Raw genomic sequence first — 13,668 nt, 5'->3', positions numbered from 1 at the left:
CCGGCCCCCACAGCGCGGGCCGCACCGCCCGCCCCCCCCCCCCCCTCGGCGCCCCCCCTCCGGATCTCCCCGCCGCGCCCCCCATTTCGGCTGTCCCGAGTTGCCCAGGGCCTCTCGTTTGGATCCTGCCGGGCTCGCGTGCCCTGGTACCGGGCCGGCCCGCCCCGTGTCCTTGGAGCTGGGCGGCCGGTCCGTTACGCCGTCAGCCGGCCCGGCCGACGCGCTACGCGTCCTTGAGCTCCTGGCGCTGGCGGCCGAGCCCGTCGATCTCCAGCTCCACCACGTCACCGGCCCGCAGATACGGCTTCGGCTCCGGCTGCCCCATCGCGACGCCCGCGGGGGTACCGGTGTTGATGATGTCGCCGGGGTACAGGGTCATGAACTGGCTGACGTACCGGACGACCTCCGCGACCGGGAAGATCTGGTCCGAGGTGTTGCCGTCCTGCTTCAGCTCGCCGTTGACCCAGAGCTTGAGCGACAGCGCCTGCGGGTCCGGCACCTCGTCGGCGGTGACCAGCCACGGGCCGAGCGGGTTGAAGGTCTCGCAGTTCTTGCCCTTGTCCCAGGTGCCGCCGCGCTCGATCTGGAACTCGCGCTCCGAGACGTCGTGGGCGACCGCGTAACCGGCGACGTGCGCGAGGGCCTCCTCGTCGGTCTCCAGGTAGCGGGCCGTGCGGCCGATGACGATCGCCAGCTCGACCTCCCAGTCCGTCTTGGTGCTGCGGCGGGGTACGAGCACGGTGTCGTCGGGGCCCACGACCGTGTCGGCGGACTTGAGGAAGACCACCGGCTCGGCGGGGGTCGCCGCGCCGGTCTCGGCCGCGTGCCCGTGGTAGTTCAGCCCGATGCACACGACCTTGCCGATCCGGCCGACCGGCGGGCCGATCCGCAGCCCGGTCGCGTCGAGCGCGGGCAGCACGCCGGCCCCGACGGCCGCCCGGATCCGGTCGAGCGCGGACGCGTCGGCCAGCAGGCTGCCGTCGACGTCGTCGACCAGGGCCGACAGGTCGCGCAGCGTCCCGTCCTGGTCGAGCAGGGCAGGACGCTCGGCACCCGCCGGACCGACTCGCAGCAGCTTCATGGTCTTCTCCCTGTGGTCGAGGAGGGCCCAGGGTCGGGCCCTACTGATCCCCGGCCGATGGGTTGCGGCCATCGGAGGTTGGTCGATCCTCCAAGAGTTTCGACCACTCGGCAAGACCCCGTTCACGGACTGGACCCTTACGCCTGAGTAGCGAGGGCCTCCGCGGGGCGCTGCTCACGGAAGAGGACGGCCCGCTCGAAGACGGTCCACGTGGTGCTGGTGACGACGTAGAGCGCGGCGGCGAGCGGGACGACGGCGACGGTGATCAGGGTGGCGAAGGAGAGCAGCGGCATCACCTTGTTGATCGTGTCCGCGCCCGGCGTCGCCGGGAGTCCGGTGTCCAGGGGCTGCGCGGCGAGCTGCCGCTTCGTACGGCGGTAGTTGAAGGCCGCCACGGCGGCGACGATCGCGAAGAGCACGAGGTAGACCTGGCCGGCCGGGCCGAAGGCGCCGCCGTGGCCGAGGGCGTCGGCCCAGTGGTCGCCGAGCGGGGCGGCGAAGAGGGTGTGGCCGGCCATGCGGTCGCCGGAGAACAGGTGGTACATGAGGAGGAACGCGGGCGCCTGGAGGAGGCTCGGCAGGCAGCCGGCGAAGGGCGAGACCTTCTCCTTCGCGTGCAGCTCCATGACCGCCTTCTTGAGCCGCTCGGGGTCCTTGGCGTGCTTGGTGCGGAGCTCGGCGAGCTGCGGGGCGATGCGGGTGCGGGCCTTCTGTCCGCGGGCGGACGCCCGCGAGAGGGGATGGATCGCGAGCCGGACGAGCATCGTGAACAGGACGATCGCGGCGGCGGTCGCGGTGGTGGCGAAGAGCGGCTGGAGCAGGTCGGCGAGCTGCTCGACCAGGGAAGCGAAAACGGACATGGGAGCCCTCCGAGGGGTCTCGTCGTGCCGGAAGAAGGACGTCTCGGCATGACGGATCCGCGCAGGGTCGTGCTGGTGTTCCTACGCGGCCGTCGGGAGGGGACGGCCGGGTGCCCGGGGCCTGCGGCGGCCGGAGGCATCGGGGTCGCGTTGCGGCAGGAAGGCGGTGCGCCGCTCGCGATCGCGCAGGGCGGTGCGTACCCGGGTCGGGGGTACGGACGCCGGCGCGGAGGCGCCGATGAGGGCGCAGACGACGGTGGTCGCGGCGAGGGCGACGGCGGCGGAGAGGCTGGAGCCGTCGGAGAGGAGGAGATCGGCGAGCGCGAGCAGGAAGAAGAGGGGAGCGAGCACGCGCAGCAGCAGGTTGCCGATCACCGCACTTCCCTCCCTCGTTGCCGCTCGCTTCGTCATGTATCAGCCGTTATACACGATCGGCTTCGAGGGGGACGAGCAGTCGGCGGGGCAGGAGCAGCGCCCGGCTGACCGGATCGGCGGGGTCCGGATCGAGCCCGGCTCCGGGCCGCAACTCGACGTCGGCGGCCGGTACGGGAACGCGACAGGCCGGACATTCGCCGTACGGGCCGAGTTCGGTGCCGCAGTCGGCGTGGTGGAACTGGCGTACGGCCGGGGCTCCGGGCACCTCGTCGCGCCCCCAGCGTCCGAGCGTGCGCAGGACGGGCCACAGGGCGAGGCCGCGCTCGGTCAGGACGTACTCGTCGCGCGGCGGCGATTCCTGGTAGCGGCGCTTGTCCAGGACGCCGGCCTCGACGAGGGCCTGGAGGCGGGCGGCGAGGACCGCGCGGGGCAGGCCGAGGTGAACGAGGAAGTCGTTGTAGCGGCGCACTCCGTAGAAGGCGTCGCGGACGATGAGCAGGGTCCAGCGCTCGCCGATGACTTCGAGGGCGCGGGCGATGGAGCACTGCTGTGCCGCGTAGTCCTTTCCGAGGGCCATGAGGTCGAGGGTACAGCCCCGGGGTTCATTGACCGAACCGACCGACGTAAGGTTCAATCACTGAACCGACCAGATGAATCCGGTCCACCAAGACGATCCGTCGAGGCCCCCATGCCCCAGCTCTCCTCCGCTCCCACCCGCACGCCTGTGACCTCACGCCCAGGCGCCACCCTCACGATCACCAGCGCGGCCACCACCCTCGCGCTGATGAACTACACGGCCCCGATGCTCACCCTCCCGGACATGGCCGCCTCCTTCTCGACCCCCGCCTCCGCGCAGGCGTGGCTGCTCAACGGCACCCCGCTCGGCCTGGCCGTCGTCCTCCTGATCGCCGGCAGCCTCGCCGACGACCACGGCAGGCGCCGGGTCTTCCTGCTCGGCACCCTCGCCTTCGGACTCACCACCGGACTGGGCGCCTTCGCGACCTCCACGCTCACCTTCACCCTCGCCCGCGTGGCCCAGGGCGCTGCGAGCGCGGCCGTCCTGGCGAGCAGCCTGGGGCTCCTGGCGCATGCCTACCCCTCCGGCCGGGACCGGGTACGGGCGACGGGCGTGTGGGGTGCGTTCGTGAGCGCTGGAATCGCGCTGGGCCCGCTGCTAGCGGGCGGGCTGAGCCTGATCGACTGGCGTCTCGCATACGAGGTGCTGGCGGTGGCCGCGCTCGTGGTCGCCGCCCTGGGCACCCGTACCCTCGCCGAGTCCCGCGCACCGCGCGGCGGCCGGCCCGACATCGCGGGCGCGCTCGCCCTCGGCCTGTCCCTGGCCGCCCTGCTGACCGCGCTCACCCTGGGCCGGGACGGCTGGCTGCGCGCGCCGGTGGGCCTGCTGGCGGGCGCCGCGGTGGCGCTGGGCGCGGTCTTCGTGGCGGTCGAGCGCCGGAGCCGTACGCCGATGGTCGACCTGGCGCTCTTCCGCCGCCCGGCCTTCCTCGCGGCCATGTCCGGGGCGTTGTTCACCGGCCTGGCGGTGATCGGCCTGTTCAGCTTCCTTCCGGCGCTGCTCCGGCGCGTTCTCGGGATGTCGGCGCTGGGGGCGGCGTGGATGTTCGTGCTGTGGTCGGGCACGGCGTTCGTGGTGGCGCTGCAGGCCCGCAGGCTGGCGGGCCGGGTCTCCGCCCCGCACCAACTGGCGCTTGGTTTCGTCCTGTCGACGGCGGGCGTGCTCGGCCTCCTGGGCTCGCTCTCCTCCCCGCACGGCTCGTGGCTCCGCCTCCTGCCCGGCCTGTTCGTGGCGGGCGTGGGCAGCGGCCTGCTGAACGCGGCGCTGCCGAGCCTGGCCGTCGACTCCGTACCGCCGGAGCGGGCGGCGATGGGTTCGGGGGCCAACAACACGGCCCGCTACATCGGTTCGTCGGCGGGCGCGGCCCTCACGATCGCGCTGGCGACGGCGGGCGCGGACACGGCACTGCTCGTGTCGGCGGCGCTGGGCCTGGTCGGCGCCGCCGTCACCGTACGAGCTTCGCCCAGACGACGAGCCGGTACGCGGAGCTGAACTCGGGCGTACACGTGGTCAGGGTGAGGTAGGAGCCGGGGGCGGAGTACCCGTAGGAGGGCTTGACGAGGGAGCGGGGCACGGGCTGGATGACGCCGGTGTCGCGGGGAGCGGTCTGGGCGAGCACCTGATCGACGACGTACTCGTACTCCCGCTCCCTGGTCTGCACCCGGATCCGGTCGCCCGGCCGGAGCCGGTTGATGTAGCGGAAGGGCTCGCCGTGGGTGTTGCGGTGCCCGGCGAGGGCGAAGTTGCCGGGGCGTCCGGGGGCGGCGGTGTCCGGGTACTGCCCGACGTACCCGCGATCGAGGACGGACCGCTTGCCGACGCCACGGGCGACGGGGGCGGTGAGGCCGATGCGGGGGATGCGGAGGATGGCGTACGCGGAGGAGAGGGGAGGGCGTCTTGAGGAAGGAGTGGCCGCAGGCTCGGCCTCGGCCTCGGCCTCCGGGGAAGCGACGGACTCGACGGGCGCGGGGGTTCCCTCCACGGGAGGCGATTCCTCGACCGAGGGTGCCGGAGGTGATCCCTCCCACTCCCGTTCAAGGGCGCGGACCTGCTGGGTGGCCTGGGCGCGGGCCTGCTGATTGGTCCACCAGAGCTGGTGGACGACGAGGAGCAGCAGGACAACCCCGCAGGTGATGACGGCCTCGGCACCGACCCACAGCACGCGGGCGGGTGTGCTCCGCACCCCGCGTGTCTGGACGACGACCGGCACCCTGTCCCGCATGCGGGGCACGATAAGCGCTGACGCGCCAACTCTCCAGGGCCGTACAGCAGTACGGTGGTCGACATGCGCCCCGACACGCCTGCCGCCCACGCCACCGAAGCCGAGCGCCTGCTGCGCACCGCCGCGCGGTACCCCGAGGACCAGGAACCGCTGCTCCTCCAGGCAGCGGCGCATCTGGAGCTGGCGGGCGAGCGGCCGCAGGCGACGGCGCTGTACGACACCCTCCTGTCCTCCTCACCCGCCTCCCCCCACCTGATCAGGGCGTTGAAGGCGGCGAACCTGTGGGAGTACGGCCACGAGCCGGAGGCGCGGGCGATCATCGAGGGCGTGCGGGCGTCGGCGCCGGCGGACGCGGGGCCGTGGGAGATCGTGGTGGAGACGCTGGAGTCCCATGACGAGCTGGAGCTGTCGGAGACGTACGCGACGGAGGCGGCCCATCTGCTGGCACCGGAGTCGGCGCCGGCGGACCTCCCGCACCCCACCCGCTCGCTGCTCGCCACCCGCCACCGGGTCCGCCGGATGCTGGCGCTTCCCCACGACGGCTGGGACACCCTCGCGGACACGCTGCACACGGGGGACGTCCCCCTGGACGAGCTGCACGACCCGAAGCGCCTGTGGTCGCTCGGCTCCTCGGACCCGGCGGAACTCCAGGCCGAGATCACCCGCCTCCGCAGCGAACTGGGCTCCTACCGCACGGCCCTCTCCCGCCCCTTCCCGGTGGCGGTCCTCCACTGGCCGGAACGGGAACTGGACGAGCTCCTCGCCTCGTACCCGGAACTCGAGGCGGAGTACCCCACGTACCGAGCCCACCTGACGGACATCGAAGCGTCCCTCCGCGAACTGTCGGCGGCGGGCACCCCCAACCTGGGCATCGTCCCGGCCACGGTCCCCTCCTACGAAGCCTTCGCCGCCTCCGAATCCACGTCCCCCTCGAACGCCTCCCTACTCCCCCAGTACGCCACCACCCTGGCCGCCCGCGGCCGCGCCACGGCATGGCCACCGGCGCGGGGGGCGGGGTGCTGGTGCGGGTCGGGGCGGACTTATGGGGAGTGCCACGGGGCGGAGTGAAGGAGCCGAATATCCCCATGTCGTGATCGAACTCTCTGTGACGCCTGATATCACTGGGAGGGTCTGAACGGGGAGGGGACGACAGTGGCCGGTCCGATCGATGCCAACGAGCCGATCTCGGGACTCTACGAGCAGCTCATCACCATGCGTCTCGAGAACCAGCTCAAGGGGCTGGCAGATCAGGGCTGGCATGCGATCGACGACACCGTCGGCCCGGCTTCAGCACCCCACGTCATCGCCCGGCATGTCGCGGACACGGCACGGCACATCCTGGAACGGCTGCCCGCGGAGGAGCGGGTTCACGCGGCCAACCACATCCTCGAGTCGATGAGCAGTATCGAGGGCGCTCGCGAATGGGTCGACCTCGTATCCGACGGCCCCCGCCAACTCCTCGCCATCGCCGAACAAGAGGCCAAGGGCGTCTACCGGATCAGGCCCGCAACGCCCCTCTCAGAGACCACACTCATTACCAATTCCCCCGAAGACCCGAGCCTCGGCTTTGAACTCCGGGCCGAGCTCGCCACCGCTGACCGCGTTGATCTCCTGTGCGCCTTCGTGAAGTGGCACGGACTTCGTGTCATCGAGCAGTCTCTCGAAGCGGCTCACGCACGCGGTGTCCCGATCCGGGTCATCACCACGACGTACATCGGCGCCACCGAGCGACGGGCCCTAGACCGGCTCGTCCAGCGGTTCGACGCCGAGGTCAGGGTCAACTACGAGCTCCGCTCCACACGTCTTCATGCCAAAGCCTGGCTCTTCCGCCGCAACAGCGGCTACGACACGGCGTACGTGGGCAGTTCCAACCTCTCCAAGGCCGCTCTCCTTGACGGACTGGAGTGGAACGTCCGCCTCTCGTCTGTCGCGACGCCCGATGTCCTCCGCAAGTTCGAAGCGACCTTCGCCTCCTACTGGAGCGACTCGGCGTTCGAACCGTACGCCCCCGAGAGCGACTCCCGGCGCCTTGACGAAGCCCTCCATGTCGCCGGCCGCGGAACGGACAACACCACAGGTCGCCACATCACTCTCTCTGGTCTCGAGGTGCGCCCCTACCCCCACCAACGGGACATGCTGGAGCGTCTCGAAGTGGAACGTGAGGTCCACGGCCGCCACCGCAACCTGTTGGTTGCGGCCACCGGCACCGGCAAGACCGTGATGGCGGCCCTCGACTACAAGCGTCTGCGACAGAAGTACGGCCGCGACCTGAGGCTCCTCTTCGTCGCCCACCGGCAGGAGATCCTCCGCCAGTCCCTCCGCACGTACCAAGACGTTCTGTTGGACGCCAACTTCGGCGAGGAACTCCACAGCGGCCTCACGCCGGAACAGTGGAACCACGTCTTCGCGAGCGTCCAGTCGCTCAACACTCGCACGCTGGACAGCCTTGCCCCCGATCACTTCGACGTCATCGTCATCGATGAGTTCCACCATGGCGTGGCGCCCACGTATCGGAAGATCATCGATCACTTCACCCCCGCTGAGCTGCTCGGCCTGACCGCCACGCCAGAGCGCATGGACGGCCGAAACATCCAGGACGAGTTCTTCGACGGGCGCATCGCAGCGGAGATGCGGCTCTGGGAGGCGCTGGAAAACGACCTCTTGAGCCCGTTCCACTATTTCGGTGTCACCGACAACACCGACATGAGCGCTATCACCTGGAAGCGCGGGGCGTACGACGCCACGGCCCTCAGCAACCTGTTTACCGGCAACGACGCTCGCGCAAGACTCGTCGTCCAGGCGGTGAAGGACAAGGTCACCGACCCGGGCTCCATGCGTGCCCTGGGCTTCTGCGTCTCTGTGGCCCACGCCCGCTTCATGGCGGACTTCTTCCGCCGCGCCGGCCTCAACGCCGTAGCGCTGTCAGCGGACTCGCCGCGAGAAGAACGCAGGGAGGCACTCGCCGCGCTGAGCTCCGGGAGCCTCCAAGTGATCTTCTCCGTGGACCTTTTCAATGAGGGTCTGGATATCCCGGACGTCGACACGCTCCTTCTACTGCGCCCGACGTCCAGCGCCACCGTCTTCCTCCAGCAGTTGGGGCGCGGGCTTCGACGCAGCGAAGGCAAGGCGGTTCTGACCGTCCTCGACTTCATCGGTCAGCACCGCAAGGAGTTCCGCTTCGAGGAACAGTTCCGCGCGCTGACCAGCCTGACGAGGAACCGCCTGCTCGCGAACATCGAGCATGACTTTCCTCAGCTTCCGTCTGGCTGCCAGATCATCCTTGAGCCCAAAGCCAAGGACCTGATCATCGACAACATCCGCAGCCAGATCAGTGTCAACGTGACGCAACTGGCCCGCGAGGTCGGGCAGTACGGCGAGACTCGGCTCTCGGGCTATCTCAAGAAGAGCGGGCGCGAGCTCAAGGAGATCTACCGCGGCAACGGAAACTCCTGGACTGGCCTCCTCCGCCGATCAGGTCTGCTCCCTCAGTCTGGCCCGCCGGGTGAGGCTGCCCTCCGCAAGCGTGTCTCCGCGTTCCTTCACGTCGACGATCCCCGACGAGCGGACACCTACACGAGGCTCCTCGTCGACGACGCTCCCCCCTACAGCGAGCTCAGCGAGATCGAGCGGGCTTACGCCCGCATGCTCTTCTTCTCTCTGTGGCCCCTAGGCGGCGGCTACTCCGACTACCAAGACGCGCTGGACGCACTGCGTCCCCAGCACGCCCTGCGTGACGAACTCCGCCAGGTCCTGGCGTATGCCCTCGACCAGACCGACCACGTCCCGGTACCCCTCATCGGCCCTCTCGGCCAACTCCCCCTGACGGTCCACGCCTCCTACAGCCGAGAGGAAATCCTCCCGGCCCTGGGCCAGTCGGTCATCGGCGGATTCATGCCGGGCCACTTCCGCGAGGGGGTGAAATGGTGCGAGGACATCCAGACGGACGCACTGCTGATCACGCTGGAGAAGGACGAGAAGGACTTCTCCCCGCAGACGCGCTACCGGGACTACGCACTGAACGACATCCTCTTCCACTGGGAGTCCCAGAACCAGACGTCGGAGACGTCCCCCACAGGCGTCCGGTACCAGACACACAAGGAGAACGGCTCCCACGTCCTCCTCTTCGTCCGCCGCTACAAGAAGACGGACATCGGTGGTCCTCAGCCCTGGATGCTCCTCGGCCCGGCCACGTACGTCGAGCACAAGGGAAGCAACCCCATGGGGATCACCTGGAAGTTGGGGCACGAGATTCCAGCTGACGTGTGGACGTACTCCACCATCTCCGCCGGCTAGAAACGTTCACGCAATCATAAACAGAGGTAGATAAATTGGCACGCTTGCACGAAAACGGAAACGAAGCGTACGACGACCAGGACGGCGAGGAGAACGAACCTTCAAACGTGTCGTCTACTGACGTCACGCGCGCAGTTGTCACCGACACCGACTGGACCACGGAAACAATCCTCAGCCAGCTACGCCGCGGCAACATTCAACTGAACCCGAAGTTTCAGCGTCGCGACGCCTGGGATAGGGGGAGGAAAAGCAAATTTATTGAATCACTCATCCTTGGACTACCCATCCCGCAGATCGTCCTCGCAGAAGACAAGAAGCAGCGAGGCAAGTTCATCGTTCTCGACGGAAAGCAGCGACTCCTTGCCCTCCGTCAATTCGCGGCAGGATCTTCGTTCGCTGTTTCGGATGAGGAACAGGGGTTTAAGGGCTTCAACTTGACAAGTCTTGAGGTCAGGGAGGATCTGCGACTCAAGACCCTGGAAAAGATGGAGAACGATAGCGAGCTGGTCGACGACCTGAATGCTTTCCTCAACGAAACGATCCGCACTGTAGTTGTCCGCCGGTGGCCCAACGAAGAGTTCCTCAATCTTGTCTTTCTTCGCCTCAACACAGGCAGCGTCAGGCTCTCACCGCAGGAGCTCCGCCAGGCCCTCCACCCTGGCCAATTCACAAACTACCTGGACGATGCCGCATCGGCCAGCACATGGCTTCAGATGGCGCTCCGCATCAAGAAGCCAGACTTCCGCATGCGAGACGTCGAAATAATGCTCCGATACTTCGCCTTCCGGTACCGACTGAACGAGTACACCGGAAACCTCAAATCGTTCCTGGATGGAACAGTGAACACCCTGAATGACTCCTGGGAGGAAAAGGAGGGCGAGATCAGAAAGGCGGGGACCTCATGCGAGACGTCGATCGATGCAACGTTCGAGGTTTTCGGTAGCAATTCCTTCTACCGTTGGTCGGAAGGAGATTACGAGGGCCGGTTCAACCGAGCCGTGTTCGACATCATGACCTACTACTTCGCCAATCCAGAAATCGCCGAAGCGGCGATCGAGAACCGCTCTGAAGTCGAGTCAGCATTCAAGCACCTCTGTGAGAACAACACGCGATTCGTAGAGTCCATCCAGACTACGACAAAAACCCCTCTCGCCACTCATCGTCGACTCAGCCTCTGGGGAACGGAGCTGGAATCAGCGATCGGACTCCCGGTACCGATCCCCGGGTTCGACAACAACCGAATCATTGTTTGAGGTCGCTACGCGATGCCTTCCCCGCGCTATAGGACACTCTCACGTCGAGTTAACGAACTTCGTAAGAACCTACTACCCCGGACATTCGAACCGACCGGCCTGTACACAAACAGGGTTCACGAACGCACTCGCGCCTTCCGCGTGCTCGCCCATGCCGAATTCGAGTCATACATAGAAGACAGAGCGGTGGAGGTCATTCATCGCGCTCATTCCATTTGGGATAAAACCGGCAGGATCCGCCCATGCCTGCTCGCCCTCATGTCCCACAAAGAGGCCGACTATGACATCCCTGACAAGTTGTCCGATATCACTGACTCGTCGAGGAAATACCCGACACTGAAAGGGCGGATCGAGGCTTCCAAGAAGCACTACAGCACCTTCATCAGAACCCGAAACCACGGCATCAAAGAGAAGAATCTCCTCCTGATACTGCTTCCACTCGGGATCACCATCGATGAAATAAACCGCACATGGCTGGAGACAACCGAATCGTGGGCTACCGCTCGCGGAAAGGTAGCGCACAGTTCCGCCAAGTTGCAGCATCAGATAGATCCACGGATCGAACTGCAAACTGTCACCGAGATCCTCGAAGGGTTCAAGGGAATCGACGTGCTCCTGGACAGGAAGTAGGAGGCGCCACGTCAGCCTCCTACCCGCCGACCCCCACCAGTACGACGACTCATCCGGCGAGTGTGGTGTCGCCTGCAGGCTTTGTCAGCGTGAGCTTCTCGGGGTCTTCGGCATCCCAGGTGTCGCCCCCGCCCCAGACATGGCGAAGGACGTACACGGAGCCGCCGCGGACGTCGGTCACGATGGCCTTCCTGTTCGTGACCTCGTCGCGCACCTCGTCGCCCACCCAGGGCTTCCCGTCCTTCACGCGTTTCCCTCGCTGAGCTCGGCCCAGACCTGCTTGCCCCACCGGTACAGCTCAGTTCCCCACTCGTCCGTGAGCGTGTCGACCAGGATCAGCCCCTCCCCCGGAGCTGGTCGCCGCTGAAGTCCGCGCCCAGGATCGGGAGGGCCCTGGAGCGGTCGACCACCCCCACGCGAACCCCATTCGCGGAAGGCCGGGAGACGAGCACTCTGATCGACGGGAGTCGACTGTGGGCGACCGCGTTGGAGACCAGCTCAGTGATCACGAGCGAGGCGTCCTCAGTCAACGAATCCAGGCCCCAGAGGGTCAGTGCTGTTCGAACCAGACGGCGAGCGACTCCGGCGCTCCGCGCCTCGCGGGGAAGGGTCTGGGAGTAGGCGGGGTGACCTGTGGGCCGAGACGTAGCAGTCGCAGCGTCCATCAAGGCGGCTGGAGAGGGTACGGGCCTTTCACCTACTCGCGTTACCTGCTTGGGACGCGAATGGAGACGAGTCGGTGTCGTAGATGACGAGCCGGCGGGCTCTCGGCCCTCCTCGTCACCCACGTGGCTGAAAGTCACCAGTCGCCCTCCCTTCGTTGTCGGTTGGTGGTTTTCTGTCCTCTCAGCGAACCGTGGTTCGCGATGGGCGGGCATCCCCGTTGAGGCCTCGATGCCGTCAAACCCGTCAAAGGTTGTTCTCTTGTGAACAGGGGCGCAGCATGGCGCACAGGAACGACGAACTGGCCGCGGTGATCGCGGAGACTGGCTGGTCACAGCCCGTGGTGGCCGCTGCAGTCGTACGTGTCGCGGCAGAGGCCGGCGTTGACGAACTCCTCACCGTGAAGCGCTCGCACATCGCCATGTGGGTCGCCGGGACCCGACCCCGGGGCCGGGCCGCCGACATCCTGCGCGAAACTCTGTCGCGGCGGTTGGGACGTCCCGTCACACTCGCGGAGATCGGTCTCGCGGGGAGCACCTCGGACGCGGTCACCGGGTCCGAGTGGGACACCGACACGCTGACGACTCTGGTCGACCTGGGGAGAAACAGCATGGACCGCGAACGTCGCCGGCTCCTCACCGGCGCCGCCGTCTACTCCGTCGGCGGGCTGGTCCTGCCCCGCGACACTTGGTGGGACGAAGCTCCTCAGCGGGCGCGCACCCGCGCGATCGACCCGACCCGAAGAGTCGGCGCGACCGAAGTGCGGGCCGTTCGCGAGATGACCGAGTTCTTCGCCCGACGCGATCAACGGCACGGCGGTGTCGACGGTCGAACCGCGCTCTACCAGTACATCGTCGACGACGTCGCCCGGTACGTCGGTGGAGTCTTCAGAAGCGAGCACTCGCGTCGGTCGCTGTACTCTGCGGCAGCCGAAGCGGTGTACGTGGCCGGCTGGATGAGCTTCGACGCGTCTCAGCACGAACCCGCACGGCGCTACCTCACCCTCGCGCTCAAGCTTGCCGCGGAAGCCGACGACGCTCCCCTTGCCGGGCACATCCTGCGGGCAATGGCCCATCAGGCCATAGACCTTGGACACACCAAGGCAGCCATGGACCTCGCCACCGCCTCCGTCGAGCGCAAGAGGTACGCCAAGTCCACTCCGCGCGAGCGAGCCCTGATCGGCGTCGTGCGTGCGCGGGCGCTGGCCGTGGACGGCCAGAAGGGCAACGCCATCGCCGCGATCAACCAAGCCGAAACCGACCTCTGCCAGGCCGTAGCGGGCGACGACGAACCTCAGCGAGTCTGGTTCTTCCAGGAAGCGTCCCTCGCCCATGAAACCGCCCGCACGCTATGGGCCTTGGGCGACCTCGACGGCGCCCTGCGCCAATTCCGTGCCAGCGTTCGACATCGCAGGGCGGACTCCTTCAGCCGAACCCACGCTGTCACGCTCGGCTACATGGGAACCGTCCAGGCTGGACAGGGGAACATCGACGCGGCGTGCCAGACGTGGTCACGGGCTCTGGATGCCATGGACGGCGTCCAGTCCGGCAGGGCACGGGAAGCAGTCGTCACCATGCGGACGACGCTGTCCCCGTTCCGCAATCGCGGAATCCCCTCTGCCACCGAGGTGGACGAGCGAGCCCGGGTCGCACTCCGACGAGTAACCTGACGGCGCCGAAGCCGCTGTACCTACACAAGTGGCGTTGTCTGTATGG

Annotated in this window: 12 protein-coding genes; 6 read left to right on the top strand and 6 right to left on the bottom strand. The window is 67.5% G+C overall.

Annotated features, from left to right (window positions below; genetic code table 11):
- Positions 1-223 precede the first annotated feature (223 nt).
- The 4 genes from ACFVZW_RS10875 to ACFVZW_RS10860 form a co-directional block, all read right to left on the bottom strand.
- Positions 224-1,081 (bottom strand): fumarylacetoacetate hydrolase family protein, encoded by an 858-nt coding sequence (locus tag ACFVZW_RS10875; RefSeq protein WP_384519545.1) that lies wholly within the window; start codon positions 1,079-1,081, stop codon positions 224-226.
- 137 nt (positions 1,082-1,218) lie between these two features.
- Positions 1,219-1,941, bottom strand: a complete 723-nt coding sequence (locus ACFVZW_RS10870) for a YidC/Oxa1 family membrane protein insertase (RefSeq protein ID WP_384519544.1) — start codon at positions 1,939-1,941, stop codon at positions 1,219-1,221.
- Positions 1,942-2,022: 81 nt separating this feature from the next.
- Positions 2,023-2,352, bottom strand: coding sequence for a DUF6412 domain-containing protein (locus tag ACFVZW_RS10865; protein ID WP_384519542.1), 330 nt, complete (start codon positions 2,350-2,352; stop codon positions 2,023-2,025).
- A 10-nt stretch (positions 2,353-2,362) separates the two neighbouring features.
- Positions 2,363-2,893, bottom strand: a complete 531-nt coding sequence (locus tag ACFVZW_RS10860; protein ID WP_384519540.1) for a winged helix-turn-helix transcriptional regulator — start codon at positions 2,891-2,893, stop codon at positions 2,363-2,365.
- A gap of 111 nt (positions 2,894-3,004) precedes the next feature.
- Here ACFVZW_RS10860 and ACFVZW_RS10855 point away from each other — a divergent pair, with 111 nt between their 5' ends.
- Positions 3,005-4,384, top strand: a complete 1,380-nt coding sequence (locus tag ACFVZW_RS10855) for an MFS transporter (RefSeq protein ID WP_384519538.1) — start codon at positions 3,005-3,007, stop codon at positions 4,382-4,384.
- On the opposite strand, the gene ACFVZW_RS10850 is transcribed toward ACFVZW_RS10855, so the two are convergent.
- Positions 4,338-5,114 (bottom strand): class E sortase, encoded by a 777-nt coding sequence (locus ACFVZW_RS10850; RefSeq protein WP_384519536.1) that lies wholly within the window; start codon positions 5,112-5,114, stop codon positions 4,338-4,340. The genes ACFVZW_RS10855 and ACFVZW_RS10850 overlap by 47 nt on opposite strands.
- A 63-nt stretch (positions 5,115-5,177) precedes the next feature.
- Between ACFVZW_RS10850 and ACFVZW_RS10845 the strand changes: the two genes are divergently transcribed.
- The 4 genes from ACFVZW_RS10845 to ACFVZW_RS10830 all read left to right on the top strand — a co-directional run bounded on the left by ACFVZW_RS10845 (position 5,178) and on the right by ACFVZW_RS10830 (position 11,290).
- Positions 5,178-6,182, top strand: coding sequence for an SEC-C domain-containing protein (locus tag ACFVZW_RS10845; RefSeq protein ID WP_384519534.1), 1,005 nt, complete (start codon positions 5,178-5,180; stop codon positions 6,180-6,182).
- A 144-nt stretch (positions 6,183-6,326) separates the two neighbouring features.
- Complete coding sequence (locus ACFVZW_RS10840; RefSeq protein ID WP_384519607.1) at positions 6,327-9,407, top strand: DUF3427 domain-containing protein; 3,081 nt, start codon at positions 6,327-6,329, stop codon at positions 9,405-9,407.
- 44 nt (positions 9,408-9,451) lie between these two features.
- Complete coding sequence (locus ACFVZW_RS10835; protein WP_384519532.1) at positions 9,452-10,660, top strand: DUF262 domain-containing protein; 1,209 nt, start codon at positions 9,452-9,454, stop codon at positions 10,658-10,660.
- Positions 10,661-10,672: 12 nt separating this feature from the next.
- A complete protein-coding gene (locus tag ACFVZW_RS10830) occupies positions 10,673-11,290 on the top strand; it encodes a HEPN domain-containing protein (RefSeq protein WP_384519531.1) in 618 nt (205 codons plus the stop codon).
- A gap of 49 nt (positions 11,291-11,339) precedes the next feature.
- On the opposite strand, the gene ACFVZW_RS10825 is transcribed toward ACFVZW_RS10830, so the two are convergent.
- Complete coding sequence (locus tag ACFVZW_RS10825) at positions 11,340-11,537, bottom strand: hypothetical protein (RefSeq protein ID WP_384519529.1); 198 nt, start codon at positions 11,535-11,537, stop codon at positions 11,340-11,342.
- A gap of 696 nt (positions 11,538-12,233) precedes the next feature.
- Between ACFVZW_RS10825 and ACFVZW_RS10820 the strand changes: the two genes are divergently transcribed.
- On the top strand, positions 12,234-13,622 hold the full coding sequence (locus tag ACFVZW_RS10820; RefSeq protein ID WP_384519528.1) for a Tat pathway signal protein: 1,389 nt from the start codon (positions 12,234-12,236) through the stop codon (positions 13,620-13,622).
- Positions 13,623-13,668 lie beyond the last annotated feature (46 nt).

This window comes from Streptomyces sp. NPDC059567 (genome assembly GCF_042735655.1).
Lineage (GTDB): Bacteria > Actinomycetota > Actinomycetes > Streptomycetales > Streptomycetaceae > Streptomyces.
Note: the sequence above shows the minus strand (reverse complement) of the source record. Positions and strands in the feature narration are given on the sequence as shown.

What these genes read in the sequence shown, in the direction of transcription:
- ACFVZW_RS10875 (WP_384519545.1), bottom strand. Translation starts at nt 1,081, where the DNA reads ATGAAGCTGCTGCGAGTCGGTCCGGCGGGTGCCGAGCGTCCTGCCCTG.
- ACFVZW_RS10870 (WP_384519544.1), bottom strand. Translation starts at nt 1,941, where the DNA reads ATGTCCGTTTTCGCTTCCCTGGTCGAGCAGCTCGCCGACCTGCTCCAG.
- ACFVZW_RS10865 (WP_384519542.1), bottom strand. Translation starts at nt 2,352, where the DNA reads ATGACGAAGCGAGCGGCAACGAGGGAGGGAAGTGCGGTGATCGGCAAC.
- ACFVZW_RS10860 (WP_384519540.1), bottom strand. Translation starts at nt 2,893, where the DNA reads ATGGCCCTCGGAAAGGACTACGCGGCACAGCAGTGCTCCATCGCCCGC.
- ACFVZW_RS10855 (WP_384519538.1), top strand. Translation starts at nt 3,005, where the DNA reads ATGCCCCAGCTCTCCTCCGCTCCCACCCGCACGCCTGTGACCTCACGC.
- ACFVZW_RS10850 (WP_384519536.1), bottom strand. Translation starts at nt 5,114, where the DNA reads ATGCGGGACAGGGTGCCGGTCGTCGTCCAGACACGCGGGGTGCGGAGC.
- ACFVZW_RS10845 (WP_384519534.1), top strand. Translation starts at nt 5,178, where the DNA reads ATGCGCCCCGACACGCCTGCCGCCCACGCCACCGAAGCCGAGCGCCTG.
- ACFVZW_RS10840 (WP_384519607.1), top strand. Translation starts at nt 6,327, where the DNA reads ATGCGTCTCGAGAACCAGCTCAAGGGGCTGGCAGATCAGGGCTGGCAT.
- ACFVZW_RS10830 (WP_384519531.1), top strand. Translation starts at nt 10,673, where the DNA reads ATGCCTTCCCCGCGCTATAGGACACTCTCACGTCGAGTTAACGAACTT.
- ACFVZW_RS10820 (WP_384519528.1), top strand. Translation starts at nt 12,234, where the DNA reads ATGGCGCACAGGAACGACGAACTGGCCGCGGTGATCGCGGAGACTGGC.